This is a genomic window from Dokdonella sp., from assembly GCF_035703485.1.
Taxonomy (GTDB): domain Bacteria; phylum Pseudomonadota; class Gammaproteobacteria; order Xanthomonadales; family Rhodanobacteraceae; genus Dokdonella.
Genome location: NZ_DASSYD010000103.1, coordinates 36,584 through 63,349 on the forward strand (window position 1 = coordinate 36,584; position 26,766 = coordinate 63,349).

General features: G+C 59.7%; 25 protein-coding genes and 1 tRNA gene. 6 read left to right on the forward strand and 20 right to left on the reverse strand.

The features are described 5' to 3' along the window. Genes greA through carA form a run of 4 tightly spaced genes read right to left on the reverse strand, consistent with a single transcriptional unit; the run spans position 1 to position 5,230 of the window. Positions 1 to 480: a transcription elongation factor GreA gene (gene greA / locus VFN25_RS07675; RefSeq protein ID WP_325140489.1), complete on the reverse strand. Its 480-nt coding sequence runs from the start codon at positions 478 to 480 to the stop codon at positions 1 to 3. Beyond that, on the reverse strand, positions 477 to 3,704 hold the full coding sequence (carB, locus tag VFN25_RS07680) for a carbamoyl-phosphate synthase large subunit (protein WP_325140491.1): 3,228 nt from the start codon (positions 3,702 to 3,704) through the stop codon (positions 477 to 479). The genes greA and carB overlap by 4 nt, the downstream gene beginning before the upstream one ends. Further along, positions 3,688 to 4,086, reverse strand: a complete 399-nt coding sequence (locus VFN25_RS07685; RefSeq protein WP_325140493.1) for a hypothetical protein — start codon at positions 4,084 to 4,086, stop codon at positions 3,688 to 3,690. Before VFN25_RS07685 ends, carB begins: the two co-directional genes overlap by 17 nt. Before the next feature lie 4 nt (positions 4,087 to 4,090). Further along, entirely contained in the window at positions 4,091 to 5,230 is a 1,140-nt protein-coding gene (gene carA, locus VFN25_RS07690; RefSeq protein ID WP_325140494.1) for a glutamine-hydrolyzing carbamoyl-phosphate synthase small subunit, read from the reverse strand. A gap of 167 nt (positions 5,231 to 5,397) precedes the next feature. Here carA and VFN25_RS07695 point away from each other — a divergent pair, with 167 nt between their 5' ends. From VFN25_RS07695 to VFN25_RS07705, 3 genes are all read left to right on the forward strand, one after another. Further along, positions 5,398 to 5,874, forward strand: coding sequence for a hypothetical protein (locus tag VFN25_RS07695; RefSeq protein WP_325140495.1), 477 nt, complete (start codon positions 5,398 to 5,400; stop codon positions 5,872 to 5,874). Positions 5,875 to 6,142: 268 nt separating this feature from the next. Next, positions 6,143 to 6,406, forward strand: coding sequence for a hypothetical protein (locus tag VFN25_RS07700; RefSeq protein WP_325140496.1), 264 nt, complete (start codon positions 6,143 to 6,145; stop codon positions 6,404 to 6,406). Beyond that, positions 6,384 to 7,970 (forward strand): trypsin-like serine peptidase, encoded by a 1,587-nt coding sequence (locus VFN25_RS07705; protein WP_325140497.1) that lies wholly within the window; start codon positions 6,384 to 6,386, stop codon positions 7,968 to 7,970. Before VFN25_RS07700 ends, VFN25_RS07705 begins: the two co-directional genes overlap by 23 nt. On the opposite strand, the gene dapB is transcribed toward VFN25_RS07705, so the two are convergent. From dapB to hrcA, 5 genes are all read right to left on the reverse strand, one after another. Then, positions 7,971 to 8,747, reverse strand: a complete 777-nt coding sequence (gene dapB / locus VFN25_RS07710) for a 4-hydroxy-tetrahydrodipicolinate reductase (protein WP_325140499.1) — start codon at positions 8,745 to 8,747, stop codon at positions 7,971 to 7,973. Between the two features lie 67 nt (positions 8,748 to 8,814). Further along, positions 8,815 to 9,942 carry a molecular chaperone DnaJ gene (gene dnaJ, locus VFN25_RS07715; protein ID WP_325140501.1) on the reverse strand — a complete coding sequence of 376 codons (1,128 nt, stop codon included), beginning with the start codon at positions 9,940 to 9,942 and terminating at the stop codon, positions 8,815 to 8,817. Positions 9,943 to 10,044: 102 nt separating this feature from the next. Next, positions 10,045 to 11,961 carry a molecular chaperone DnaK gene (dnaK, locus tag VFN25_RS07720; protein WP_325140503.1) on the reverse strand — a complete coding sequence of 639 codons (1,917 nt, stop codon included), beginning with the start codon at positions 11,959 to 11,961 and terminating at the stop codon, positions 10,045 to 10,047. A 121-nt stretch (positions 11,962 to 12,082) separates the two neighbouring features. Further along, positions 12,083 to 12,610 carry a nucleotide exchange factor GrpE gene (grpE, locus tag VFN25_RS07725; protein ID WP_325140505.1) on the reverse strand — a complete coding sequence of 176 codons (528 nt, stop codon included), beginning with the start codon at positions 12,608 to 12,610 and terminating at the stop codon, positions 12,083 to 12,085. Positions 12,611 to 12,846: 236 nt separating this feature from the next. Continuing rightward, positions 12,847 to 13,896, reverse strand: coding sequence for a heat-inducible transcriptional repressor HrcA (gene hrcA / locus VFN25_RS07730; RefSeq protein WP_325140506.1), 1,050 nt, complete (start codon positions 13,894 to 13,896; stop codon positions 12,847 to 12,849). A gap of 139 nt (positions 13,897 to 14,035) precedes the next feature. Between hrcA and recN the strand changes: the two genes are divergently transcribed. Then, a complete protein-coding gene (gene recN, locus VFN25_RS07735; RefSeq protein WP_325140508.1) occupies positions 14,036 to 15,712 on the forward strand; it encodes a DNA repair protein RecN in 1,677 nt (558 codons plus the stop codon). Positions 15,713 to 16,055: 343 nt separating this feature from the next. On the opposite strand, the gene VFN25_RS07740 is transcribed toward recN, so the two are convergent. From VFN25_RS07740 to VFN25_RS07785, 10 genes are all read right to left on the reverse strand, one after another. Continuing rightward, a tRNA-Ser gene (locus VFN25_RS07740) sits at positions 16,056 to 16,148 on the reverse strand. Between the two features lie 86 nt (positions 16,149 to 16,234). After that, a complete protein-coding gene (csrA, locus tag VFN25_RS07745) occupies positions 16,235 to 16,441 on the reverse strand; it encodes a carbon storage regulator CsrA (protein ID WP_325140510.1) in 207 nt (68 codons plus the stop codon). Positions 16,442 to 16,770: 329 nt separating this feature from the next. Further along, positions 16,771 to 19,407 (reverse strand): alanine--tRNA ligase, encoded by a 2,637-nt coding sequence (alaS, locus tag VFN25_RS07750; protein WP_325140512.1) that lies wholly within the window; start codon positions 19,405 to 19,407, stop codon positions 16,771 to 16,773. A 54-nt stretch (positions 19,408 to 19,461) separates the two neighbouring features. Beyond that, positions 19,462 to 19,968, reverse strand: coding sequence for a regulatory protein RecX (locus VFN25_RS07755; RefSeq protein ID WP_325140514.1), 507 nt, complete (start codon positions 19,966 to 19,968; stop codon positions 19,462 to 19,464). A 22-nt stretch (positions 19,969 to 19,990) separates the two neighbouring features. Next, positions 19,991 to 20,137 (reverse strand): hypothetical protein, encoded by a 147-nt coding sequence (locus tag VFN25_RS07760; protein ID WP_325140516.1) that lies wholly within the window; start codon positions 20,135 to 20,137, stop codon positions 19,991 to 19,993. Further along, on the reverse strand, positions 20,134 to 20,679 hold the full coding sequence (locus VFN25_RS07765) for a TIGR01244 family sulfur transferase (protein ID WP_325140518.1): 546 nt from the start codon (positions 20,677 to 20,679) through the stop codon (positions 20,134 to 20,136). Before VFN25_RS07765 ends, VFN25_RS07760 begins: the two co-directional genes overlap by 4 nt. Before the next feature lie 5 nt (positions 20,680 to 20,684). After that, positions 20,685 to 21,722, reverse strand: a complete 1,038-nt coding sequence (recA, locus tag VFN25_RS07770; RefSeq protein WP_325140519.1) for a recombinase RecA — start codon at positions 21,720 to 21,722, stop codon at positions 20,685 to 20,687. Positions 21,723 to 21,848: 126 nt separating this feature from the next. Beyond that, positions 21,849 to 22,355, reverse strand: coding sequence for a CinA family protein (locus tag VFN25_RS07775; protein ID WP_325140521.1), 507 nt, complete (start codon positions 22,353 to 22,355; stop codon positions 21,849 to 21,851). A gap of 196 nt (positions 22,356 to 22,551) precedes the next feature. Continuing rightward, positions 22,552 to 22,806: a hypothetical protein gene (locus VFN25_RS07780; RefSeq protein WP_325140523.1), complete on the reverse strand. Its 255-nt coding sequence runs from the start codon at positions 22,804 to 22,806 to the stop codon at positions 22,552 to 22,554. Between the two features lie 21 nt (positions 22,807 to 22,827). Then, on the reverse strand, positions 22,828 to 22,950 hold the full coding sequence (locus VFN25_RS07785; protein WP_325140525.1) for a hypothetical protein: 123 nt from the start codon (positions 22,948 to 22,950) through the stop codon (positions 22,828 to 22,830). 95 nt (positions 22,951 to 23,045) lie between these two features. On the opposite strand from VFN25_RS07785, the gene mutS reads away from it, so the two are divergent. Continuing rightward, a complete protein-coding gene (mutS, locus tag VFN25_RS07790; protein ID WP_325140530.1) occupies positions 23,046 to 25,592 on the forward strand; it encodes a DNA mismatch repair protein MutS in 2,547 nt (848 codons plus the stop codon). 6 nt (positions 25,593 to 25,598) lie between these two features. Here the strand turns inward: mutS and VFN25_RS07795 are convergent, their stop codons facing one another. After that, positions 25,599 to 25,928 carry a metalloregulator ArsR/SmtB family transcription factor gene (locus VFN25_RS07795; protein ID WP_325140532.1) on the reverse strand — a complete coding sequence of 110 codons (330 nt, stop codon included), beginning with the start codon at positions 25,926 to 25,928 and terminating at the stop codon, positions 25,599 to 25,601. Between the two features lie 203 nt (positions 25,929 to 26,131). On the opposite strand from VFN25_RS07795, the gene VFN25_RS07800 reads away from it, so the two are divergent. After that, a partial coding sequence (locus VFN25_RS07800; RefSeq protein ID WP_325140527.1) for an FAD/NAD(P)-binding oxidoreductase occupies positions 26,132 to 26,766 on the forward strand: 635 nt, incomplete at its 3' end.

Consider the following 26,766-nt stretch of genomic DNA (forward strand, 5'->3'; position numbering starts at 1 on the left):
TCAGGCGCTGTAGCGAACGGCGAGGATCTCGTAATTGCGTGTGCCATTCGGCGCCTGGAACTCGAAGCTGTCGCCTTCACTCTTGCCGATCAAGGCACGGGCAAACGGCGACATCACCGAGATCAGCTTCTGCTTGATGTCGGCCTCCATGTCGCCAACGATCTGATAAGTCACCTCTTCGCCGCTGTCTTCATCGACCAGTTCAACGGTTGCGCCAAAGACGATCTTCTTGCCGGCATTGAGCTTGGTGATATCGATGACATCCGCATAGCTGAGGCCAGCCTCCAGTTCCTTGATGCGGCCTTCGGTAAATCCCTGCATCTCGCGAGCGGCATGGTATTCGGCGTTTTCCTTGAGATCGCCATGCGCGCGCGCTTCGGCGATGGCCTGGATGATGCGCGGGCGATCTTCCGTTTTGAGTCGATCAAGTTCGGCGCGCAAACGGATGGCGCCTTGCTGGGTCATGGGAGCTCGGTTCATACGGTCAATTCTCTATGCAGTTCCTGCAGGCTCAAGACGCTCTCGCTATCACGGAAATCCAGTGAATGAAGCAAGGCACGTGCGCCCGAAATGGTAGTCGAATACGTAACCCGTTGCTGCAGGGCCTGGCGCCGGATCGAGAAAGAATCCGCGATGGCCTGCTTGCCTTCCGTGGTGTTGACGATGAATACGATCTCACGGTTCTTGATCAGGTCGACGATGTGCGGCCGACCCTCGATGACCTTGTTGATGCGCTCGCAGACGATGCCGTGATCGCTGAGCCAGGCACAGGTACCGCTGGTTGCGACCAGACTGAAGCCGCGACGCAGCAAATCCTCGGCGACTGCAAGCAGACGTGACTTGTCCGAATCACGCACCGACAGAAATGCCTTGCCAACCGAAGGCGGCATGATTCCGGCCGCCTCGTGGGCACGCGCAAAGGCTTCACCGAAACTGCGACCAACGCCCATGACTTCACCGGTCGAACGCATTTCCGGTCCGAGAATCGGATCGACATTCTGAAACTTGAGGAACGGGAAAATCGCTTCCTTGACCGAGTAATAATCCGGCACCAGCTCGCGCGTCATGCCTTGATCGGCAAGACTGCGACCGACCATGCAGCGCGCTGCGATCTTGGCCAGCGGCACACCGGTCGCCTTGGACACGAACGGCACCGTGCGCGAAGCGCGTGGATTGACTTCGAGGACAAAAATCGAATCACCCTGAACTGCAAACTGGGTATTCATCAATCCGATGACCTTGAGTTCGCGGGCCATGAGAGTGACCTGTTCGCGCAAACGAGCCTGCAATTCGGCACTCAGTGAGTACGGTGGCAGTGAACACGAGGAGTCGCCCGAATGCACGCCAGCTTCCTCGATGTGTTCCATGACGCCACCGATCAACACGTTGCCTTCGGCATCGGCGACCAGATCGACATCGATCTCGGTGGCGTGATCGAGGAAGCGATCAAGCAACACGGGTGAGTCGTTGGAAACCTTGACCGCATCGCGCACATAACGCGACAGGTCCTCATCATCGTGCACGACTTCCATCGCTCGCCCGCCGAGCACATAACTCGGTCGCACGACCAGCGGATAGCCGATTTCGCGAGCCAGTGCCAACGCTTCGTCGGCGTTGCGGGCCGTACGATTCGGTGGCTGGGCGAGGTTGAGTTTGATGATCATCTTCTGGAAGCGTTCACGATCCTCGGCCAGATCAATCGAGTCCGGCGAGGTGCCGATGATCGGCGCCCCTGCCGCCTCGAGCGCTCGCGCAAGCTTGAGCGGCGTCTGTCCGCCGTACTGCACGATGACGCCCTTGGGCTTTTCCTTGTCGATGATCTCCAGAACATCTTCGAGCGTCAGTGATTCGAAATACAGGCGATCCGACGTGTCGTAATCCGTCGAAACCGTTTCCGGATTGCAATTGACCATGATGGTTTCGTAGCCATCCTCGCGCAGCGCAAGGGCGGCGTGAACGCAGCAATAGTCGAATTCGATACCCTGACCGATACGATTCGGGCCACCGCCGAGGACCATGATCTTGTCCCGCGTTGTCGGTTCGGCTTCGCACTCTTCCTCATAGGTCGAATACAGATAAGCCGTCGTCGTCGCAAATTCGGCGGCACAGGAGTCCACGCGCTTGTAGACCGGGCGCACCTTGAATGCCCAGCGCAGATGGCGCACGGCGTTCTCGTCGGTATCGAGCAATTCGGCCAGGCGTGAATCCGAGAATCCCTTGCGCTTGAGCGCACACATGCGCTCGGCATCAATCGCCTGAAGGCCTTGTTCGCCGACTTCCCCCTCAATCTCGATCAACTCCTTGATCTGATCAAGAAACCAGGGGTCGATATGAGTCAGATTGTACATTTCCTCAAGTGAAAGCCCGGTGCGAAAACCATCGCCGATGTAGAGCAGACGTTCCGGTCCCGGCTCGCGCAGCTCACGCTTGAGCGTGGTCATGCCGATTTCGTTCGAGGTGTCGAGCTCCATCGGGCTCAAGCCGTTCTTGCCGGTTTCAAGCCCGCGCAGCGCCTTTTGCAATGACTCCTGGAAAGTGCGCCCGATCGCCATGACTTCGCCGACCGATTTCATTTGCGTGGTCAGGCGTGAATCGGCGGCCGGAAATTTCTCGAAGGCGAAGCGCGGAATCTTGGTCACGACATAGTCGATCGATGGCTCGAACGAAGCCGGAGTCTGGCCACCGGTGATTTCGTTGCGCAGTTCGTCCAGGGTATAGCCGACGGCAAGCTTGGCCGCGACCTTGGCAATCGGGAACCCGGTGGCCTTGGAGGCCAGTGCCGATGAGCGCGATACGCGCGGATTCATCTCGATGACGACAACCCGGCCATCTGCGGGATTGATGCCAAACTGGACATTGGAACCGCCGGTATCGACACCAATCTTGCGCAGCACGGCGATCGAAGCGTCGCGCAGACGCTGATATTCCTTGTCGGTCAGGGTCTGTGCCGGAGCCACCGTGATCGAATCGCCGGTATGCACGCCCATGGGGTCAACGTTCTCGATTGCACAGACGATGATGCAGTTGTCCGCGGTGTCGCGAACCACTTCCATCTCGAATTCCTTCCAGCCAAGTACCGATTCTTCAATCAGCACCTCGTTGGTCGGCGAAAGCTCGATGCCGCGAGTGACAATCTCCTCGAACTCTTCGCGGTTGTAGGCGATGCCGCCACCCGAACCCCCCAGGGTGAAACTGGGCCGGATGATGGTCGGATAGCCAACATTGAGCTGTGCCTCCAGCGCATGCTCGAGAGTGCGCACGACCTCCGCCTTTGGACAATCCAGTCCGATCTCGCCCATGGCGACGCGAAACAACTCGCGATCCTCGGCCATGCGGATGGCCTTGCGTGAGGCTCCAATCAGTTCAACATTGTGCTTTTCGAGCACGCCCCGATCGGCCAGATCCAGCGCACAGTTGAGCGCAGTCTGGCCACCCATGGTCGGCAGCAGGGCATCGGGCTTTTCCTTGGCGATGATCTTCTCGACCATGCGCGCATTGATCGGCTCGATATAGACCGCATCCGCGGTTTCCGGATCCGTCATGATCGTCGCCGGGTTCGAATTGACCAGGACGACACGGTAGCCCTCATCCTTGAGCGCCTTGCAGGCTTGTGCGCCTGAATAGTCGAATTCGCAGGCCTGACCGATGACGATCGGCCCTGCGCCAATGACCAGGATGGTGCGTATATCAGTTCTTTTTGGCACCGGGCTTACCTTCGTGCGGAGAAGTTTCGTTGGAGAAAAGCGGATCGGCAGGTGCAATTTCGAGCATCACCTTGCGAATCGTGTCGCGCGGAATGGACAACTCGATCGAACCCTGATCCGCTCCGAGCTTCACGCTGATGCCGACCGTGGTATAGCGCTGCAACGTGCCACTCCGGGTCGTGTCGTTGGTTGTCTGGATAACCAACCGACTGCCGATCTTGTTTTCCAGCGCGCTGTATTCGACTTCGCGCAAGCTGTGCTTTGCGGCCTTGCCATCAGCATGTCCGTCACTGCTGACCGGAGTGGCGGCCTGCGCACTTGGAATCAACAGGCCAATCAGGGTTGCAAGCAATACCTGGGCAATCAAATGTGGATTGTTCATGCCATTACGCCGCGGCAGACGCGTGCGCCTCCATCAGTTGAATGAATCGATCAAACAAGGGAGCCACATCTTGCGGCCCGGGACTGGCTTCCGGATGCCCCTGAAATCCGAATGCCGGTGCATCGACAAGCTCGATCCCCTGCAGCGAGCCATCAAACAGCGAACGATGGGTCGCCTTGACCGTATCGGGCAAACTCGACTCATCGATTGAAAAGCCATGGTTCTGGCTGGAAATCATCACGCGCCCCGTGCCGAGGTCAATAACGGGATGGTTGGCACCATGATGGCCAAATTTCATTTTCTGTGTGCGCGCACCGAGTGCCAATCCGAGCAACTGATGTCCAAGGCAGATGCCGAAGACCGGAATGCGCGCATCGACGAACTCGCGAATCGCCGCAATTGCGTAATCACAGGGTTCCGGGTCACCAGGACCATTGGAAAGAAACACGCCATCGGGCTTCAGCGCGAGCACTTCACTGGCCGGTGTCTGCGCCGGCACCACGGTGATTTCACATCCGCGATCAACGAGCAGGCGCAAGATGTTCTGTTTGACGCCGAAATCATAGGCAACCACGCGAAACCTTGCCGCCGTCAAACGTGCGCTACCCAAATCCAGATCGTGGCTACCGGCAGACCAGGGGCGCGACGTCTCGGCACTGACGACTTTGGCCAGATCCAGGCCGGCAAGGCCGGCAAACCCGCGCGCCGTGGCCAGTGCCGTTTCGTCGGATATCCCGGTACCGGCCATGATGCAACCACTCTGGGCTCCGCTTTCGCGCAGAATTCGGGTCAGGCGACGCGTATCAATATCGGCAATGGCGACCACGTTGTTGCGCTTCAGATAGGTATCCAGTGATTCTTCGCTGCGCCAGCTACTGGCCAGTCGCGGCAAATCCCGGATGACAAGCCCGGCAACCTGCACACGATCCGATTCGACATCCTCGGCGTTGCAGCCGGTATTGCCGATATGCGGATAAGTCAGGGTGACGATCTGTTGGGCGTATGAAGGGTCTGTCAGGATTTCCTGATAACCGCTCATCGCCGTATTGAAAACCACTTCGCCGTGGCTGCTGCCGTCGACGCCAATGGATCGGCCACGAAACAGACTACCGTCGGCGAGGGCAAGGATGGCTTGTTGAGACATACGTTCGCCTGGTTGGGGCCATTCAACTGAATCCAGGGCATGGATGCAGCAGAACCTGCGGGCTGGCGGGAACCAGTCCGTGGTTAGGCAAGTTGGGATCGAGGCGAGGAGGAATGATAGGCATCGGCCGCTGCTCTGTCCACCTTCGCATTCCGGATACCCTTAAAATGGAGAGCAATTGCTGGCCCACACTGGTCTGTTTCGTGCGAATGCTCAGGCTGGAAGTTCTTGATCGCCCTGGCAACAGGGCTCAAAAGGAACCGTTCGCGTTCCTTGTTGCCGCTGGCGTGCTCGATGATTCTGCCCGCGCCCGCCTTGCCGTTGATTTTCCACGCTATACGAGCGCAGGTTTTTTCCCCCACGAACCTGACGATTGTGGCCCTTCCGTCAACGCCCTGATTGCCGAACTGACCGCCCCGGTCTTTGCCCACGTCGTCGGAATGAAACTCGGCATTGATTCGCTGGAAACATTTCCGACCCTGGTCACAATCTGTCGGATGCTGAACAAGCGGCATGGCACGATCCACACCGACAGCCAATCCAAGATTGCAACCGCCCTGCTCTATCTCAACGAAACCTGGCCAGATACCAGTGCTGGCTGCCTGCGCTTCCTGCAGCGGGCAGACAGCATCGATGATCAGTAGGGCAACGCTGATCAAGTGGCCCAACCGTCATGGCATTCAGAAGGTTCGCCGGTCGTGCTGCGTGGCGAAGTGAAGGCTGGTTGCCTTGACGATCCGCGCGGTGCGGCTGGCGGACCTTCTGGATGCCACCTGTTTCAACAAAAACAATCGGTTAGGCGACACCTGTCTGCGCGCAGCTCTTTGTTGCGCTGGCTTGAAGCACGGCCAGTGCATCTACGCCAGCGCGCCGCGATCTGCACGCAGACAGGTGTCGTGACGATTGCGCCACTTGATCAACGTTGCCCTAGGCCCTGAAATACGCCCGCTGTACGGTAATCTGGCCGCATTCCGGCGTAGTGAGCATTCGTTTCATGGCCATCTGCCATACGAAGGTGAGCGCCGGGTCATTCAGGTTGCCTGGTTGATCAGTGAACAGGAGAAGCTTCGCAAGACTCAACGCGGTAAACTTTCGCGCTTGTTCAAGAAACTGTTCGGTGCCATCGATCACAGGATCGGCGCAGGACGCAAGGATGATGCAGCGCATCTCGACTGATCCGGACCCGACCATGAAGAACCTGTTCTCCAGCCTCATCACCCTGATTGCGATGCTCGCCGTCGCCCCTGCTTTCGCCCGTCATGGCGAGGCCCCATGGAGCATCGGGAATGCGGCCAAGGCCGGGTTTTCAGTTCCTCTGGCAAGCCTGCCCGAGATCGATGCGGCTGCCTTGCGGGATCTGGACGATGCCAAGCTGCAACAGGTCGGTGTCATGCACGACAAGCGCCTGGCCATTGCCGCAGGCAATACGGTTTCTTTCAATCCGCTCAGCAGCGGTCAGTGGCAGGTGCTTGCCGATGGCGGTTCGCTGTGGCGCCTGCGCGTACGGGTTCCCGGAGCCACCGATCTGCACCTGGGCTTTGAAAGCGGCAGCTTGCCGGCTGATGCCTCGCTTTGGGTGATCGGCGCCGATGACTATTACGAAGGCCCGTACGACGCCGCTGACGCCATGCCCTTGTGGATACCGATGGTTCCCGGTGACAGCGCCATGGTCGAAATCCGGTTGCCCGCCGGTTCGGCGATCGAGACCGCGCTGCCGAGCCTGACCCATGTTGGCGCGGGCTACCGTGATCTTTTCAACCCGATCAGCAAGAACGGCAATCCGAACGGGTCAGGTGCCTGCAACGTCAATGTCGTCTGCCCGCTTGGCCAGCCCTACTCCGATGAACAGCGTGCCGTTGCCTATTACGAGTTTCGTGTCGTCGGCGACAATAGTACCTATCTGTGCACAGCGACCCTGCTCAACGATGTTCCCGGTGATCGCAAGAACTATGTGCTGACCGCCGCGCACTGCGTATCCACCCAATCGGAAGCAACCAGCATGCGCGTGTACTGGAACTATCAATCCACCGACTGCGCGATAACCAGGGGCTGGTCGTTCGCGCAGAATCAAACCGGCGCGACCTTGCGCGCCACGCGCGCCGACGCCGATTTCACCCTCGTTGAACTGAACCAGACGCCAGATCCGGGCTGGAATCTTTTTCATGCCGGCTGGGATGCGGACGGCATTGCTCCGTCGGCCAGCATCGGCTTGCACCACCCGAGTGGCGATGTCGCCAAGGTCGACAACAGCCCGACTGCACCACGCTCCACCTACAACTGCATCGGAACCGGAAGTTTCGGGACCGATTCGCATTGGATGACCGGCCCCTATGATCAGGGCACTACCGAAGGCGGCTCGTCGGGATCCGGATTGTTTATCCCGTCCAGCGACAGCAGCGGCCATGGGCGTCGCCTGATCGGCGTACTTTCCGGCGGCAATGCCGCTTGCTCACTTGCCCAGCCTACCCAGCCCGACAATGGCACGGATTGCTATGGAAAATTCTCGGCGGCATGGAACAGCCCCTCGCCGTCAAGTCGTCTGCGCGACTGGCTCGATCCGCAATCGAGCGGAACCAAGAGCGTCGCCGGTATCGACAACAACCCACCAACGACTGCGCCGCTTGATTCAGTCCTGGCGACGCGCATCGCGGCAGATCGCCAGGCGGTACCATTGCGTGCAGTCGGTCGCGGGCCGGCAGGTCATACCGCACCTTACAACCCGCTTCAGCGAACAAACTGATCAGAGGCCGAGCATGTCAGCCATGCTGTAGCGTCCTGGCACTTGCCGCGACAACCAGCAGGCTGCGGTCAGCGCGCCCTTGGCAAAGATGGCGCGATCAGTAGCGCGGTGGATGAGTTCAACGCGCTCGCCGAATCCGGCCAGACGCACCTCATGTTCACCGACGATATCGCCTCCGCGACTGACCGAGTAGCCAATCGTTCCGACGTCGCGTCGCCCATTGCGATCCAGATCCGGATCGGGCGCATCAACACCGCGAGCCTCGCCAGCGCGACGCCCGAGCGTCAATGCGGTTCCCGAAGGTGCATCGAGCTTGTGCCGATGGTGCGATTCAATGATTTCGCAATCCCAATCCGGCAACAAGCGCGCGGCTTCACCGACCAGATGCTCGAGTACGGCAACGCCGACACTGAAATTGGCCGCCCACATCAGTGGAATCCGGCGCGCCGCTTGATCCAGCGCTTCGATCTGGGACGGATCAAGTCCGGTTGAACCGCTGACGAAGGCGATGTTGCGTGTCAGCGCAAGTTCCAGCGCGGCATCAAAACCGGAACTGGCGGAAAAATCGATCAGCACATCGGCAATGACAGACTCAGGCAAGCGCGTCGCATAGTTCGGCGCACCCGCGGTCGGTGTCGGGCGATTTTCAAGTTCGCTTCCCGGGCGAATCAGAGTGGCAACCAGTGAAACATCATCGCGCTCGGCGATGACGCTCGACAAGGCCTTGCCCATGCGCCCTGCGGCACCACTGATGACAATCCGGATCGATTCGCTCATTGCTGCGATTCCGTGATGCGATTGGAGAGTCCCAGAGTAAACCGAACCAGCGCGAATGACCCAACGATTACGACGTGACGCGATCCCAGAATTGCTTGACCCCATCGAGGAAGCTGCGATTTCGTGGAGAGTGGGTTTGCGCATTCTCACCGACGAAGGTGGTCTCGAGCTCTTCGATCAGTTCGCGTTGACGTGCGGTCAATTTCACCGGAGTTTCGAGGACGACACGGCACAACAAATCGCCGGCACGCCCGCTGCGAACCGATTTGACGCCCTTGCCGCGCAAGCGGAACAGCTTGCCGGTCTGGGTTTCGCTCGGAATCGTGATTTGCGCCTCGCCGCCGAGGGTTGGTACGGCGATCTCGGCACCGAGTGCTGCCTGGGCAAAGCGGATCGGAATCTCGCAATAAAGGTCGTCACCCTCGCGAGTGAAAATGTCATGCTCGCGAACCCGCACCTCGACGTACAGATCACCGGGAACGGTTCCTGCAGGTCCCGCTTCACCCTGCCCGCTCAAGCGAATGCGATCACCGTTGTCGACGCCGGCCGGAATCTTCACTTCAAGACTGCGTTCATCGTTGACCCGGCCATCGCCCCGGCAGGTGCGGCACGGGTTGGCCACGGTCTTGCCGCTGCCTGCGCAATGCGGGCAGGTCTGCTGAACCGAGAAGATGCCGTTCTGCATGCGCACGCGACCATGCCCGCGACAGGTATCACAAGTTGCGGTCTTGCCATCTTCCGAACCACTACCCTGGCAATCCTCACAGGCAACCAGAGTCGGAACGTCGATCTTCTTTTCGACGCCGAAAACGGCCTCTTCGAGATCAAGCTCCATCAGATAGCGCAGATCCGATCCGCGCTGCGGACGCCTGCGACCGGCTCCACCCATGCCGAAAATATCGCTGAAGATGTCACCGAAGATGTCACCGACATCGCCATTGAAGCCACCACGCCCGCCCATGCCGTTTTCGAACGCAGCGTGTCCATGTTGATCATAGGCCGCGCGCTTTTGCGCATCGCTGAGGACTTCGTAAGCCTCCTTGGCTTCCTTGAACCGCTCCTGTGCCTCGGGATCATCCGGACAGCGATCCGGATGACACTTCATGGCAAGGCGGCGGAAGGATTTCTTGATCGCCTCGTCCGTGGCGGTGCGGTCGATCGAGAGGACTTCGTAGTAGCAGCGTTTTGTGGTCATGGTCAGAACAGCAATCGAGATCAATGTGGCTCAAGAAACGTGAAGGGCGGAACGGCGAGCGGCAATCAGTAGCCGTTCACCGTTCCGCCCTGCCACACGTACTTACTTTTCTTCGTCTTTCACTTCGGTGAATTCGGCATCGACCACATCCTCTGGCTGACCCGGACCGGCGTGCGCGCTTTCATCGGCATTCGCCTGCGCTCCGGCCGAAGCCGCTGCAGCGTGCAAGGTCTGGGCAACTTCCTCGACGCGGCTGATCTTGGCCTCGATCTGCGCCTTGTCATCACCCTTCATGGCCTTGTCGAGATCCGACAGGGCTTCCTCGATTCCACCCATTTGCTCGGGCGGCACCTTGCCACCATGCTCCTTGAGCGCGGAACGCGTCGAATGAAGCAGTTGATCCGCCTTGTTGCGAGTCGTGACCAATTCCTGGAAACGCTTGTCTTCCTCGCGATTGACCTCGGCATCTTCGACCATGCGCTTGATTTCATCATCGGACAGGCCTGAACCGGCCTTGATCTCGACGCGCTGCTCCTTGCCGGTCTTCTTGTCCTTGGCCGACACATGCAGGATACCGTTGGCATCGATGTCGAAGGTGACTTCCACCTGCGGCATGCCTCGCGGCGCCGCGTCGATATCAGTCAGATCGAACTTGGCCAGCGACTTGTTGAAGCGAGCCTGATCGCGCTCACCCTGCAGGACATGCACGGTTACCGCGCTCTGATTGTCTTCGGCAGTCGAAAAGACCTGAGAAGCCTTGGTCGGAATCGTCGTGTTCTTCTCGATCAGCTTGGTGAATACACCACCGAGCGTTTCGATTCCGAGCGACAACGGCGTCACGTCAAGCAACAACACATCCTTGACCGTGCCCGAGAGCACGCCACCCTGGACGGCAGCGCCAATGGCGACAGCCTCGTCGGGGTTGACGTCCTTGCGCGGCTCCTGGCCGAAGAAATTCTTGACCGCTTCCTGCACCTTGGGCATGCGCGTCTGACCACCGACGAGAATGACTTCGGAGATATCGCTCACCTTGAGTCCGGCATCACTGAGCGCGGTGCGGCATGGCTCGATGGTGCGCTTGACCAGATCATCGACCAGCGATTCAAGCTTGGAGCGGGTCAGGCGCATCTCCAGATGCACACCTTCGTTGTTGACCTGGGTAATGAACGGTTCGTTGATATCGGTCTGCTGACGCGAGCTGAGCTCGATCTTGGCGCGCTCGGCAGCCGAGCGCACGCGCTGCAGCTGGATCGGGTTCTTGCGCAGATCGACGCCATGCTGCTTTTCGAACTCATCAATGATGTAGTCGATGATGCGCATGTCGAAATCCTCGCCACCGAGGAAGGTATCGCCGTTGGTCGCAAGCACTTCAAACTGCTTCTCGCCATCCACTTCGGCAATCTCGATGATCGATACGTCGAAGGTGCCGCCGCCAAGATCATAGACCGCAATCTTGCGATCGCCGCCCTTCTTGTCGAGGCCATAGGCCAGAGCAGCCGCGGTCGGTTCGTTGATGATGCGCTTGACCTCGAGACCGGCAATACGGCCGGCATCCTTGGTCGCCTGACGCTGGCTGTCGTTGAAGTAGGCCGGAACCGTGATGACCGCTTCGGTCACCGTTTCACCGAGATAATCTTCGGCGGTCTTCTTCATCTTCATCAGCACCTGCGCGGAGACCTCCGGCGGCGCCATCTTCTTGCCGTCAGCCGTTTCGACCCAGGCGTCGCCATTTTCATGGCCGATGATCTTGTAGGAAACAAGATCAATATCCTTCTTCACCTCGGCATCCGAGAACTTGCGTCCAACCAGGCGCTTGACTGCCGTGAACGTGTTCTTCGGGTTGGTCACTGCGCCACGCCGGGCGCTCGCACCAACCAGGACTTCACCGTCCTTGAATGCGACGACCGACGGCGTCGTACGATCGCCCTCGGAATTCTCAATAACGCGGACCGTGCCGCCTTCCATGACCGCGACGCACGAGTTTGTCGTGCCGAGGTCGATACCGATAATCTTGCCCATTGTGTCTCTCCCGATATATCTGTTCGGCCGCTACGGCCACTGGCGCAAAAACTGGGGGTGTTGTGTCGGCTTTCAAGCGTTGCGGACAGCTAAATGCCCGGATTGTGCATTTCAAGCTCGCTTACTGGGCCACATTGACCAATGCAGGTCGTAGCAGGCGATCATTGAGCACGTAGCCTTTCTGGAAAACCGTCACCACATGATTGGATTCGACCTGGTCGGATTCAACCATGCTCATGGCTTGATGATGGTCCGCGTTGAACGGCTCACCCAAGGGGTCAATGACAACCAGGCCATTTGCGCCGACCACGCGCAACAACTCCTTGAGTGTCAGTTCGACGCCAGCATGCAATCCACTGCCTTCGCCCTTGTCCGCAGCAAGTCCGCGTTCGAGGTTGTCGATCACCGGCAACAATTCGCCAAGCAGGCGCTCATTGGCAAACTTGCGCGCCTGATCGAGATCGCGTTGCAGGCGTTTGCGCTGATTGTCGAGTTCGGCACGTTCGCGAAGAATCAGCTCGCGCATCTCGCCAAGCTTGATCTCGTAATCGGCCATCATCTGGTTCAGGGCTTCCTCGCCACTGGCCAGGGTGGATTCATCGACGATTTCCTCTTCTGCCGATTCCGGCTTGGGTTCCGTATTTTCCATGCTCGCCTCCAGTGGCGGTCGCAACCTGGGCGCTGGCCCCGGCTTCGAACAACCGCATTTCTTATGATGTCACTGCCAAAATTCAACTTCATCGCTCGATCCTGATCACGGAAATTGAGCAGACGAACGAGTCCCGCCAACCTTATGGGGGTCAGGGCAACGCTGATCAAGTGGTGCACTCACCATCAGTTGCCTGCGCGCAGATCACGGCCAGGACCCTGCACAGATAATCTGGGCTAGGACGAGCGGTTCAAGGCGCCCGAGATCAACTGGGCGGTCGTCGCAACCACGGGAATGACCCGCTCATAGGCCATCCGGGTCGGCCCGATCACGCCGAGAACGCCAAGAATGCGATTGCCCACGCCGTACGGAGCGGTGACCAGGGAATAGCCGCCGAGCGCGGCAAATCCCGATTCCTCACCGATGAAAAGGCGAACGCCCTCGGCGCGTGAGCAGCGCTCAAGCAGTTGCAGCAGGTCACGTTTGCGCTGGAAGGCATCGAACAGGTCGCGCAGCCGATCAACCTCGGACAGCTCGTTGATACCCATCAAATTGGTCTGACCCGAAACCAGCATGTCGTTGTCATCGGTCGACTGGAATGCCGCTTGGGCAACCTCGACAGCCGAGGCCAGCAGACGATTCAGTTTCGCCCCCTCTTCGCGCATCTCGCGCAGCAGGCGCTGACGGATTTCATCCAGACGCATGCCTGCGTAGTTTGAATTGAGAAAATTCGCCGTCTGTTCGAGCTCGCTGGCTGAATATGGTTGCAGGGTCTCGATCACCCGGTTCTGCACCTGACCATCGGTAAACACCAGGATTACCAGCAGGCGATTGGCGTCGAGGGGAACGAAATCGATATGACGGAACGGGAATTCATCGTGCTTGGGCACACTGACCACACCGACAAACCGGGTCAGCTCGGATAGCAAGGCGCTGGCACTGCCAAGCAGCGCCGGTGTTGCCGCGCCGGTCGGCAGTTCACGACGCAACTGCTCGACTTGCGGCTCATCGAGCGGACGCATTTCGAGCAGGCTGTCGACAAACATGCGGTAGCCCTGCGCGGTCGGAATGCGACCGGCCGAAGTATGCGGTGCCGCGACCAGACCGGCCTCCTCAAGATCGGACATGATATTGCGGATCGTCGCCGGGCTGACATCCAGGCCTGACGACTTGGCCAGCGTGCGCGAGCCGACCGGCTGGCCATCGGCGATGTATTGCGCGATCAATGTGCGCAGCAGCGAGCGCGAGCGCGCGTCCAGGGAATCAGGGTTGCCGGAGTAACTCATTCCTGCAGCATACACAGCGATGCGGGGCGGGTGATAGAAGTGTGTCTGCAGAATTCGGTCAGTCTCACCGAATGATCCCAGACTTGCGACAATGGTCAGCGACCCGGAAACTCCGGGCGGAAATTTCCAAGGGTGCTGCATGCTGCGTTCGTTATACGTCAAGGATTTCGCCATTGTCGGCGAAGTTGAAATCGCTTTTGGTCCGGGGCTCACCGTGGTCACCGGTGAAACCGGCGCCGGAAAGTCGTTGCTCGTCGACGCCTTGTTGATGCTTGCCGGCAATCGAGCCGAGAGCAGTCTGGTTCGGCATGGCTGCGAACGCGCTGAATTGTCAGCCGAGTTCGATTTGGCTCAACGCGAGGATTTGCGTGAATGGTTGCGTGAGGAAGAACTCGATGACGACAACGCCTGCCAGTTGCGCCGCGTCCTGCGCAGCGAAGGCACGTCCAGAGCCTGGATCAACGGCCGCCCGGTCACCCTGACCCAGATGAAGGCGCTCGGCGACCGCCTGATCGAGATCCATGGCCAGCACGAGCATCAGGCGCTGCTCGAACGCAGCCAGCAACTTGGTCTACTCGATGCCTTTGGCGGTCATGCCGATGCTTTGGCCGAGGTCAGGAAGACGGCAATCGCGTGGCGAACGGTGGTCGCCAGAATCAAGGATATCTCGCGCGGCGAGGATCATGCCGAGCGCATCGAATGGCTCAATCATCAGGTCAGCGAACTCGATACGCATGCATTGACCGCCGAAGCGCTGGCCGAGCTGGAGGAAAGCCACAAGCGACTGGCCAACTCCGGACAACTCCTGCAGGGCTGTGCGGGCCTGGCCGACCTGCTCGATGGCGACAGCGAGTTCAGCATCTCGCGCCTGATCGCGCGAGCGCACGGTGAGAGCCAGCGTCTGGCCATGCTCGATCCTGCGTTGACCTCATTGGGCGAACTGCTCGATGCCGCGCGTATCCATGTCGACGAGTCGGTCGATACCTTGAGCCGCTACCAGAGCTCACTGGATCTTGATCCCGAGCGCTACGCGGAAGTCGACGCCCAACTTGGCACCTTGCATGAACTCTCACGCAAGCATCGGGTGAACATGGCCGAACTGACCAGTCACGGCGAAACCTTGCGCCAGGAACTCGAATCCCTGCGCGATGCCGGCACCGAACTGGTTCGCCTCGAACGTGAACGCCGTGAACTCAAGAGTCAATACCAATCTGCCGCCAAGGAATTGAGCAAGGCGCGCCTTGCAGCGGCGAGGAAGCTCGGTGATTCGGTAACCGAGCTGTTGTCCGAGCTTGGCATGAGTGGCGGCAGGTTCCAGATTGAGCTGGAACCGACCGCCAATGAGGAACCTGAAATCCAGGGTGCCGAGCGTTGTGAGTTCATGGTCAGCGCCAACCCCGGGCAACCCGTGCGTGCGCTGCGCAAGGTCGCCTCGGGCGGTGAATTATCGCGTATCAGCCTCGCCATCGAAGTCGCGGCACTTGGTCATGACGACGTCGGCACGATGGTTTTCGATGAAGTTGATTCCGGTATCGGCGGTGCTGTCGCCGAGGTGGTCGGCCAGAAACTGCGCCGCCTCGGCAGCCAGCGCCAGGTACTTTGTGTGACCCATCTGGCCCAGGTGGCGGCGCAGGGCCACGCCCATCTGCAGGTCAGCAAATCGGCCGAAGATGACAACACGGAAACCGGCATCGAGCAGCTGAATGAGAAGTCACGCCGCGACGAGATCGCACGCATGCTGGGCGGTATCGAGATCACAAAGGAAACCCTGGCCCACGCGAAGCAGATGTTGCAGGTGGCTCAGAGCGGGGATTGAGGCACTGTCCCGATCCCGCCGATTTACTCGAAATCCGGGTTTCAGTTGAATCTGCGGTTGCGTGTCGCGGGATATGTTCGTCCCATCCCTGGGTCTCGCCCTCCGCGCTGTGGGCAAGCCGTTCGGCTGTCCAAATTCGTTCCGGACACTGCGGAGGCAGGATGCCGCAGCGAACATCGCCGATGGCGATGGCCCGAAGGGCGGAGAGCGCGCGACGACATGGATGCCGGAGGTGGAGCAACGCAGAAGCAGTTGCCGACCGTCCGGAGTCAACCGGGAGGTTTCGTCCACACCTCTCTCCGCCAGATACGAAAAAAGCCCCTTTCGGGGCTGATTTCGTATCTGGCGGAGAGAGAGGGATTCGAACCCTCGATAGAGCTATAAACCCTATACACCCTTAGCAGGGGCGCGCCTTCGACCACTCGGCCATCTCTCCGGATTTCTTGCGTTTGTTACGTGTTCGCTGACTTCCGGGTGTCAACGGGAGCCGAAGGATACCCGCAGCGGCTCATTGGGTAAAGCTCAGGATTCGCTTTCATTTCCGCTGGCGTCATCACCGGGTTCCTGCTCGCGTTTGATGCGTTGGTAGATTTCTTCGCGATGGACCGATACATCCTTGGGTGCATTGATGCCAATGCGTACCTGATTGCCTTTCACTCCGAGGACGGTAACGGTTACCTCGTCACCAATCATCAGGGTTTCCCCTACTCGGCGGGTCAAAATCAACATATGTCTGCTCCTTGAATCTTTTTCGTCTATCCGGTCTGGCTGCCAGTCACGTACTTGATCCGTACGAATCCTGGCGTCAGGTCCGGGGACCAAACCCAGCATCCCTAGCTGAATTCGCGGCCCGTTCCCCCCAGTTCGCAGCCTTCGTCCGCTGATCCAATGGCGCGCCCCGTAAACGAGACGGCCAGCGATGCGTGGGACCCGACGATACTAAGCGATGGCGTTGCATGTGCGCAATGAAACTTTGCCCGTAACCACCTGGACCAATGGCACTACCCAACCGCTTCATCGATTGACTGCGTCTTCGCTCGCTACTCCGCAAGCGCATGTCATCCGAGGCGAGCCTCAATCCATTTTGGCAATTCAGCCAGTGTGGAGGCGAGCTTGGGCGAATCCGTGCCGCCGCCCTGGGCCATGTCGGGTCGACCACCGCCCTTGCCGCCAATCGCCGCGGCAACGTGTGCAACGACCTCGCCAGCCTTGATTCGACCGAGGGCCGATCCGCCGACCGCACCCACCAGGGCAATCTTGCCATCCGCTCCAGCGGCCAGAACGATGACGCAGTCGCCAAGTCGTGGCTTGAGCGAATCGATGCCTTCTCGAAGTGCCTTGGCATCGAGACCATCGACGCGTGCAGCGAGAACCTTGATGCCTTGAATGTCGATCGCCTGATCAGCGAGATCTGCGGTCGCCGCGCTGGCTGCCTTGGCCTTGAACGACTCCAGTTCGCGCTCGAGTTTCTTCTGCCGATCAAGCAGATGACGCAGCTTGTCGATGACCTCGCTGCCCGATGCGGAAAGCAGATGTCCAATCTCGCCAAGGCGGGCCTCCTCGTCGACGACGAAGGCGGTTGCGGCAGCGCCGGTCACGGCCTCGATACGTCGAATGCCGGAGGCAACACCGCTTTCGCCAAGAATCTTGAACAAACCGATATCACCCGTGCGCGAAACATGCGTGCCGCCGCACAGTTCGGTCGAGAAATCACCCATGCGCAAGACACGGACTTCATCACCATACTTTTCGCCGAACAGCGCCATGGCACCGAATTCAATTGCGTCGTCATAGGCCATCTGGCGAATCTCGGCTTCAGCATTGGCGCGGATTTCACCGTTGACCCGTTCCTCGATCTGCCGCAGTTCCTCGACAGTAACTGGTTGAAAGTGGGAAAAATCGAAGCGCAGCCGATCGGGCGCGACCAGAGAGCCTTTCTGCGTGACATGCTCACCGAGCACCTTGCGCAAGGCCGCGTGCAGCAGATGCGTGGCGGAATGGTTGAGGACGATCTGGCAGCGACGCGAACTATCGACGCTGGCCTTTGTTTCACTTCCGACAGCCAGCGATGACGAGCCCTGCCAGCGACCGACATGGCCATGGAACGCGCCGCCGAGCTTGATCGTATCGCTGACGATGAAGCGGCCAGCCGATGTTTCGAGCGTGCCGACATCACCAACCTGGCCACCGGATTCTGCATAGAACGGCGTGCGATCGAGAATGACAATGCCTTCATCGCCGTCGGCCAGTGATTCAAGTTTTCGCCCCGCCCGGACCATGGCCAGCACGCGACCACCGCTTTCCTCGCAGGTGTCGTAGCCGGTAAACACGGTAGCCGGCAGCGCACTCGCCAGCTCGGCTGGCAACTGGCCCTTCGAACCGAATTGACTGGCCGCGCGGGCGCGTTCGCGCTGCTCGTTCATGGCCGCCTCGAAACTTGGCATGTCGATTGTTAGCCCGCGTTCGCGGGCAATGTCGGCGGTGAGATCAACCGGAAAGCCATAGGTATCGTAAAGACGAAATGCATCCACACCCGGAATGATCGATGTCGACTTGGTCGCCACTTCCTCGAAAACCTTCATGCCTTGCTCAAGGGTTTCGCCGAATCGGTCTTCCTCGGCCTTGAGCGCGCGCTCGATGAAATCGCGCTTGGCCGCAAGCTCGGGATAGGCCTGACCCATCTCGGAGTCGAGCGGACCAACCATCTTCCAGAAGAAATCGCCGCGAACGCCGAGCATCCAGCCGTGGCGCAAAGCGCGACGGATGATCCGGCGCAGCACATAGCCCCTGCCCTCGTTGGACGGCAGCACGCCATCGACGATCAGGAACGAGCAGGCGCGAATGTGATCGGCGATCACGCGCAAGGATTTGTTTTCAAGATCGGTCGTCGAAGTCAGTTCGGCGGCGGCCTTGATCAGGCTCTGGAACAGGTCGATTTCATAGTTGCTATGCGCGTTTTGCAGGATCGCGGCTAGGCGCTCAAGACCCATGCCGGTGTCGACACAGGGCGCCGGCAACGGCGACAGCGTCCCGTCCTCGGCACGATCGAACTGCATGAAGACCAGGTTCCAGATTTCGATAAATCGATCACCGTCCTCATCCGGCGATCCGGGAGGACCACCGGGTATATGCGCACCGTGGTCGTAGAAGATTTCCGACGAGGGACCGCATGGGCCGGTATCAGCCATCTGCCAGAAATTGTCGGAGGCAAACGCTGCGCCCTTGTTGTCGCCGATGCGCACGATGCGCTCAGCTGGAATGCCAATTTCGTCTTTCCAGATCGCGTAAGCCTCATCGTCGGTCTGGTAAACCGTGACCAGCAGTCGTTCCCTGGGCAATTTCCAGACTTCGGTCAGCAGTTCCCAGGCCCATTGAATGGCCTCGCGCTTGAAGTAGTCGCCAAACGACCAGTTGCCAAGCATTTCGAAAAACGTGTGATGGCGCGCGGTATAGCCGACCTGATCGAGATCATTGTGCTTGCCGCCAGCGCGCAGGCAGCGCTGCACATCGACAACGCGGGGGCTGGGTGGCTTCTCGCTGCCGAGGAAGGCGTTCTTGAACGGCACCATGCCCGAGTTGGTGAACATCAGGGTCGGGTCGCTGGATGGAACCAGCGAAGCCGAAGGCACCACGGTATGGCCCCTGGCGCGGAAGAATTCGAGGAAGTCGGAGCGGATATCTGCGCTGGTTTTCATCAATCTGTTCATTCTGGAGTGCGGACACACCGATGAACGTCCCGAGCGGAGCTCTCAATCGAACTCGTCACCGGGATCGCCGATGTCGGCGCGTGTGAGAACGCTTACTGTGGCGGCATCGAAGCCACGGCGCAAGAGATAGGCAGCTCGACGGCTACGTTCCTTGGCATCTGCAGCCGCTTTTCGCCCGTAGTGACGCTGCATCTGGCGGCGGGCGAGATCGCGCCAATCACAATCCAGTTCATTGATTGCGGCTGAGATTTCGGCGTCGCTGACGCCATGCGACTTCAGTTCAGCGGATATCCGGCGTGGCCCATAGCCGTTCGCCGATCGTGAGCGCGCCAGCATCTCGGCAAATCGGGAGTCGCTCTGGTATTTCTGTGATTGCAGCGAATCGATGGCGGCTGCGGATTCATCGTTGGAGTAGCCGCTGCGATCAAGCTTGGTTTTCAGCTCGCGCTCGGATTGCTCACGGCGGACCAGCAGGCCCATGGCCTTGTCGTAGGCACTGGGTTTGTCTTTCGATGAAGCGGCCTCGGAACCGGCCTTCTTGCGCGCCACGTCGATCGCTACCGGAGTTCCATCAGCACTGGAATGGAATCAGGCCAAAAGCGAAGGCACCGATAAACGCCACGATTGCGCCGGCAATCAGCCCGGATACGGCGATCGCCACGTGCCCGAAAACCGACCACGGTCGGCTCTCATCCTGATCCATGCTTGCGGGAATCACTGCTTCGATCCCCGCGCTGCAATCCGTGCCGCGATGGCGGGATCGAGATCGGCACTGGACTGACCGGCCGAATCGAGCGCCTGGCGGATCGCATTCGCATCAAGACCGCCCGCTCGTGAAGCCTCCGACAAGGCCCAGGTTCGCGCAGCACGTCGACCGCTCCCACAAAAAAGCACGATCGGCTTTTCGGCGACAGCCAGCGACAAGGCGAGAGAATCGACCTGTGAATCAGGGATTTCTCCAAGCGGAACCGGAACATAGGCAAAGGTCAGGCCATTGAGCGCCGCCGCGGCATTGATCTCATCCGAACTCGGTTGACCGCGCTGCTCGCCATCCGGACGCAGATCAATGATCGAGTGAAACCCCTTCTGTTTGAGTGCTGCCAGATCCTGCGGTTGTATCTGCTCCGATATCCAGATGCCCTCGACCAACTGATGGACGCCGGGTCGCGGAGGCCAGGTCATCACCGCCCACGTCAGAACGATGCCAGCGCCGAGCAGCAACGAGACCAGAAAGGTCAGCCAGGGGCGCGGCATCTTCATCCTGTTCAGGCTTCCTCGGCCTCAGTCTCGACGGCGGGTGCTGGCGCATTGCCAACCTTGACCAGCAGCTTCTCGCGCAAGGCCTTGTCGATCTCGTCGGCCATTTCCTTGTGCTCCTTGAGGTACAGACGCACGTTGTCCTTGCCCTGGCCGATGCGATCACCGTTGTAGCTGTACCAGGCGCCGGACTTCTCGACCAGATTGTGCTGAACGCCGAGCTCGATCAGTTCGCCTTCACGCGAGGTGCCCTCGCCATAGAGAATCTCGAATTCGGTTTGCCGGAATGGCGGCGCAACCTTGTTCTTGACCACTTTGACCCGGGTTTCCGAGCCGATCACTTCATCACCACGCTTGACCGCACCAATACGGCGGATATCGAGACGAACCGAGGCGTAGAACTTCAGTGCATTGCCGCCGGTGGTTGTCTCCGGACTGCCGAACATGACACCGATCTTCATGCGAATCTGGTTGATGAAGATTACCAAACATCCTGATTTCTTTATGTTTGCTGTCAATTTGCGCAGCGCCTGACTCATCAGTCGAGCCTGAAGACCGACATGGGTGTCGCCCATCTCGCCTTCGATTTCGGCCTTCGGCGTCAATGCCGCGACCGAGTCGACAACGACCACATCTACGGCATTCGAGCGCACCAGCATGTCGGCGATCTCAAGCGCCTGCTCACCGGTATCGGGCTGGGAAACCAGCAGGTTGTCGACATCGACGCCGAGCTTTTCGGCATAGCTCGGATCCAGTGCATGCTCGGCATCGACAAAAGCTGCTGTACCGCCGGCACGCTGGCACGAGGCGATCACTTGCAAGGTGAGTGTGGTCTTGCCGGAAGATTCCGGACCATAGATTTCGACGACACGGCCTTTCGGCAAGCCACCGATGCCGAGCGCGACATCGAGACCGAGTGAGCCAGTGGAAATGGTCGGGATCGCTTCGTTGACGCGATCACCCATGCGCATGACTGCACCCTTGCCGAATTGCTTCTCGATCTGGCTCAGTGCAGAGGAAAGCGCCTTGCGCTTGTTGTCATCCATTGTGGGTTTCCTTGGGGGCTATCAATGAGTGGAGCGTGCCGGTCCGCGATCTCAGGGCCTGAGACATCCGCGATTCGACTTCGATCATTTCACGCTGAGCGCGCTTTGAAAGAGCCAATCATCGCGTCAGTTTGTAAGAATTCGCCGCACGCCTTCGAGAGCTGCATGCACGGTTTGCCGACGGACTGCTTCGCGATCGCCGTCAAAATGGAACTGCTCGGACTGCGCATAACCGCCTCGACGCTTCCAGCCGATCCAAACGGTTCCGACCGGCTTGCCCGGCGTATCGCCGCCCGGCCCGGCAATGCCGGTGACGGCCACGGCAACGCCTGCACCGTAGCGCGCCAGGGCGCCGGAAACCATCTCGACCACGGTTTCCTGGCTGACCGCTCCGGTGCGCTCCAGTGTCTGCGGCTGTACGCCCAGCAAGGCTTCCTTGGCCTCATAGCTATAGGCAACCACGCCACACTCAAACCAGGTTGAACTGCCCGGAATATCGGTCAACACTTTGGAAATCCAGCCGCCTGTGCATGATTCTGCGCAGACAATTGTCTGCCCATGGGCAAGCAGCAATTCGGCAATCGTGTTACCGAGTGCGAACAACTCGGTGTCATCGGTGGCGTGCGTGTTCATCGGCGTACGGCTCTGACGATGGATGAAGATGAGGAAGTCGTTTGATGATACCCGACTGACTCCTTGAATCCCTGAAACTGCCGTTCGCATGGACCGGAACAAGCATTCATCGCAAAGCCGAAACCTGTGCCCGTTGACACGTTCATGCCCAACTCGACGCCCGCGGAAAGCGCAGAAATGGGGCTTCATCTGGATATCAGCGAAATTTCCACACCAGGAAAGCAGCGATCAGCGCCGGTATGCCGAAAACCAGACAAAACATCGGCAACTCCTCGGAAACGGAATAGCCGGCTTGCGATACACCCACCCACATGTTGATGCCGGCACCCACCGCCCACAATGGAATGAAGGCGAGGGCCGCTTTTGACAGGGACTTTCGTCGCCAGCGCCCCGCTGTGCAGAAAATGCCCAGCAACAACAGTCCTGTCAGAATCACAATAACCGTATGCATGGAATCACTCGCCTTCGATGGTCAGGAATGAGGCATCTTGAGCGGTTCGACCGACTTGCCGGCTTTCTCGATGCCAATTCCCGTATTGTTGCGCGCTTTGGCGAGAATACCCATCCCGCCACGTCGTTGTACGGCAGGCCTCATCCTGAAATTCCCTGGACCCTGACAAGCACTTGAACAAGACGCCGACCAAGACCACCCGCGAAGCTGCGGAGTCAACTTCCACGCATACGCCGCTGATGCGCCAGTTCTTCGCTGCCAAGAGCGAACATCCCGATGTGCTGATGTTCTTTCGAATGGGCGATTTCTATGAATTGTTTTATGACGATGCGCGCAAGGCCGCGCGCCTGCTCGATATCACCCTGACCCAGCGCGGTTCCTCGGCCGGTGCGCCGATTCCGATGGCTGGTGTGCCCCACCATGCGGCCGAGGGTTATCTGGCCAAACTGGTCAAGCTCGGCGAATCGGTGGCTATCTGTGAGCAGGTCAGCGATCCGGCCCAGTCAAAGGGTCTGGTCGAGCGCAAGGTCGTGCGCATTGTCACCCCCGGCACGGTCACCGACGAGGCCCTGCTCGAAGAGCGTCGCGACAATCTGCTGTTGTCGATTGCGGCTGGCAAGCAGGGTTTTGGGCTGGCCTGGATCGATCTGACCACGGGACGGTTCCTGCTCAGTGAAGTCGCCAACGCCGAGGCTTTGGCTGCCGAGCTGGCGCGCCTGCAGCCGGTCGAAACCCTGATCGGTGAAGACGGTGCCTGGCCGAAGTTCGTCACTGCCCTGCCCGGCTTGCGCAAACGTGCGCCCTGGCATTTCGATGCGGAAACCGGTGCGCGCGAGTTGTGCCGATTCTTTGGCACACGTGATCTTTCCGGTTTCGGTGCCGACGGCTATTCGATGGCCATCGGCGCCGCCGGCTGTCTGCTCGGCTATGTCGAGGAAACGCAGAAATCCGCCCTGCCCCATCTCAGCGGCCTGGCCGTGGAAAATGCCAGCGAGACCATCGCCCTGGACGCGGCAACGCGGCGCAATCTCGAACTCGACACGCACGCTTCGGGAGGCCGCGAATTCACGCTGCTCGGTGTTCTCGATGCAACGGTGACGCCGATGGGTGCGCGCAACCTGCATCGCTGGATCAATCGGCCGTTGCGCGATCACGCCACGCTCAATCGGCGCTTCCAGGCGATCGAAAGCCTGATCGAGAGCGGCTGCAACGAGGGATTGCGCGATGAACTTCGCGGCATCGGTGATCTCGAACGTATTCTTTCCCGCGTTGCCCTGCGCTCGGCAAGACCGCGCGATCTTTCAACCCTGCGCGACGGTCTCGCACGCACGCCGGCACTGCGTGAGCGGCTCGGCACGACCGACAGCCCACTGCTGACTGATTTGCTCAGCCGACTCGGCGAACATGGCGAAACAGCCGCCTATCTGATGGCCGCAGTGGTCGAGCAACCTCCGGCACTGCAGCGCGATGGCGGCGTCATCCGTGACGGCTTCGATGCCGAACTCGACGAATTGCGCGCGCTGGCGACCAACGCGGATCAGTTCCTGATCGATTTCGAGGAACGAGAAAAGGCCGCCAGCGGCATCCCGACGCTCAAGGTCGGCTACAACCGCGTGCACGGCTACTACATCGAAATCAGCAAGGCCCAGGCCGGCAAGGCACCGACTCACTACACGCGTCGACAAACGATCAAGGGTGCCGAGCGCTACATCACCGAAGAACTCAAATCCTTCGAGGACAAGGTGCTCTCGGCACGTGAGCGCTCGCTGATGCGCGAACGTGCGCTCTACGAGGCCCTGCTCGACACCCTCGGCGAACGACTCACCGAGTTGAAGTCAGCGGCTGCCGCCGTGGCCGAGCTCGATACCCTCGCCAGCCTGGCCGATCGCGCCTATGCGCTTGACTGGAATCGCCCGCAACTCAACGAAGACAGTGGTATCCGCATTGAGCGTGGGCGTCACCCGGTCGTCGAACAGGTCCGCGAGGAACCGTTCGAGCCGAATGATCTCGATTTCAACGACAAGCGTCGGATGCTCATCGTCACCGGCCCGAACATGGGCGGAAAATCGACGTATATGCGGCAGAATGCCCTGATCGTCCTGCTTGCGCATATCGGCAGCTTTGTGCCGGCGGCGAGCGCCGAAATCGGCCTGATCGACCGTATTTTCACGCGCATCGGCGCGGGCGATGATTTATCGCGCGGCCAGTCCACCTTCATGGTCGAGATGAGCGAAACGGCGAATATCCTGCACAACGCCACCGAGCAGAGTCTGGTCCTGATGGACGAGATCGGCCGCGGCACGAGCACCTATGACGGTCTCTCGCTGGCCCAGGCCTGCGCGACCTGGCTGGCGACGCAGAATCGGTCGTTTACCCTTTTTGCGACGCATTACTTCGAACTGACCCGCCTCGCCAGTGCGCACAGCGATATCGCCAATGTGCATCTCGACGCCGTCGAATACGGCGAGCAACTGGTGTTCATGCATGCAGTCAAGGAGGGGCCGGCGAATCGCAGTTTCGGCTTGCAGGTGGCCGCGCTGGCCGGATTGCCAAAGGCCGTGATTGCCGCCGCCAAGGCAACACTTGCCGGACTCGAAGCGGATGGCAGCAAACCGCATCACGGCTCATCGCCGCCGCCCTCGAACACCCCGCAGCTCGGCTTGTTTGCCCCACCCGCACCCTCGCCAATCGACGAAGCGATGCGCGGCCTCGATCCCGATGCGATGAGTCCACGCGAGGCGCTCGATGCGCTCTACCGGTTGAAAAAGATGGTCGATCGCGGATAGCCCGGACTATTCGACTCTATTGGCGGCTTGCGGGATTTTTCCGGAATCTTCCGGATCGGCACAATAGATTCCATACAACGTGGCGATCACGTCCTGCGCCGGCCCATCGACGAGGCGATACCAGATCGTCTGCGATTCGCGTCGTGTCGCTACCATGCCTTCGTCGCGAAGCCTGGCCAGATGCTGTGACAGCGCAGACTGGCTCAGATCGGACATCTCCTCGTTGATCTGACCGACCGTCATCTCCTTGCCGACGAGCAGACAAAGCACGCGCAGGCGCTGCGCATTGGCCAGTGTCTTGAGCAATCGCGCGGCTTCTTCGGCGCGCTCCTGCATGGCACTCAGGGCAAGCGGATCAGTGATCAACGGGGTTCCTCCGGATGATGGTGCGAGGCCGCTCCATCGTCGTGTCTTCGCGCCATTCTAAATAAGATGCTTGTATATTAGCAAATACTTATTTAGAATCGAGTTGACACACATCACTGCGTCGACCCTGGCACCGGCGCAGCCTCGACTCAACCTGAGACGGAGTGGCGATCATGGCGAACATCCTTGTTCTTGGTGCAGGCCTCGGCGGCATGGCCGCCGCTTACGAGATTCGCGCGGCAGTGGGCAAGGATCATCCGATCACGGTGGTCGGTGACAGTCCGCATTTCAATTTCACGCCGTCCAACCCATGGCTGGCAATCGGTTGGCGCAAGCCTGCCGACATCCGCATCGATGCCGCTCCGGCATTGGCCAAGCACGACATCGATTTCATCCACAGTACGGCCGAAAAGGTATTGCCCGAGACCAACCAGGTCCGCCTGGCCGATGGTCGCATCCTCGATTACGACTACCTGATCATCACCACCGGTCCGCGCTTGGCCTTCGACGAGGTCCCCGGCCTTGGCCCGGAGACCGGCCATACGCAATCGGTCTGCACCGGCGGCCATTCGGAAAAAGCCTGGCAGGCGTATGAGGAATTCCTCAAGAATCCCGGGCCGGTCGTGATCGGTGCCGTGCAGGGCGCGAGCTGTTTTGGTCCGGCCTACGAATTCGCCATGATCGTCGATGCCGACCTGCGCAAGCGCAAGCTGCGCGATCGCGTGCCGATGACCTATGTGACCTCGGAACCCTATATCGGCCACATGGGCCTCGGCGGCGTCGGTGATTCGAAGACCCTGCTCGAATC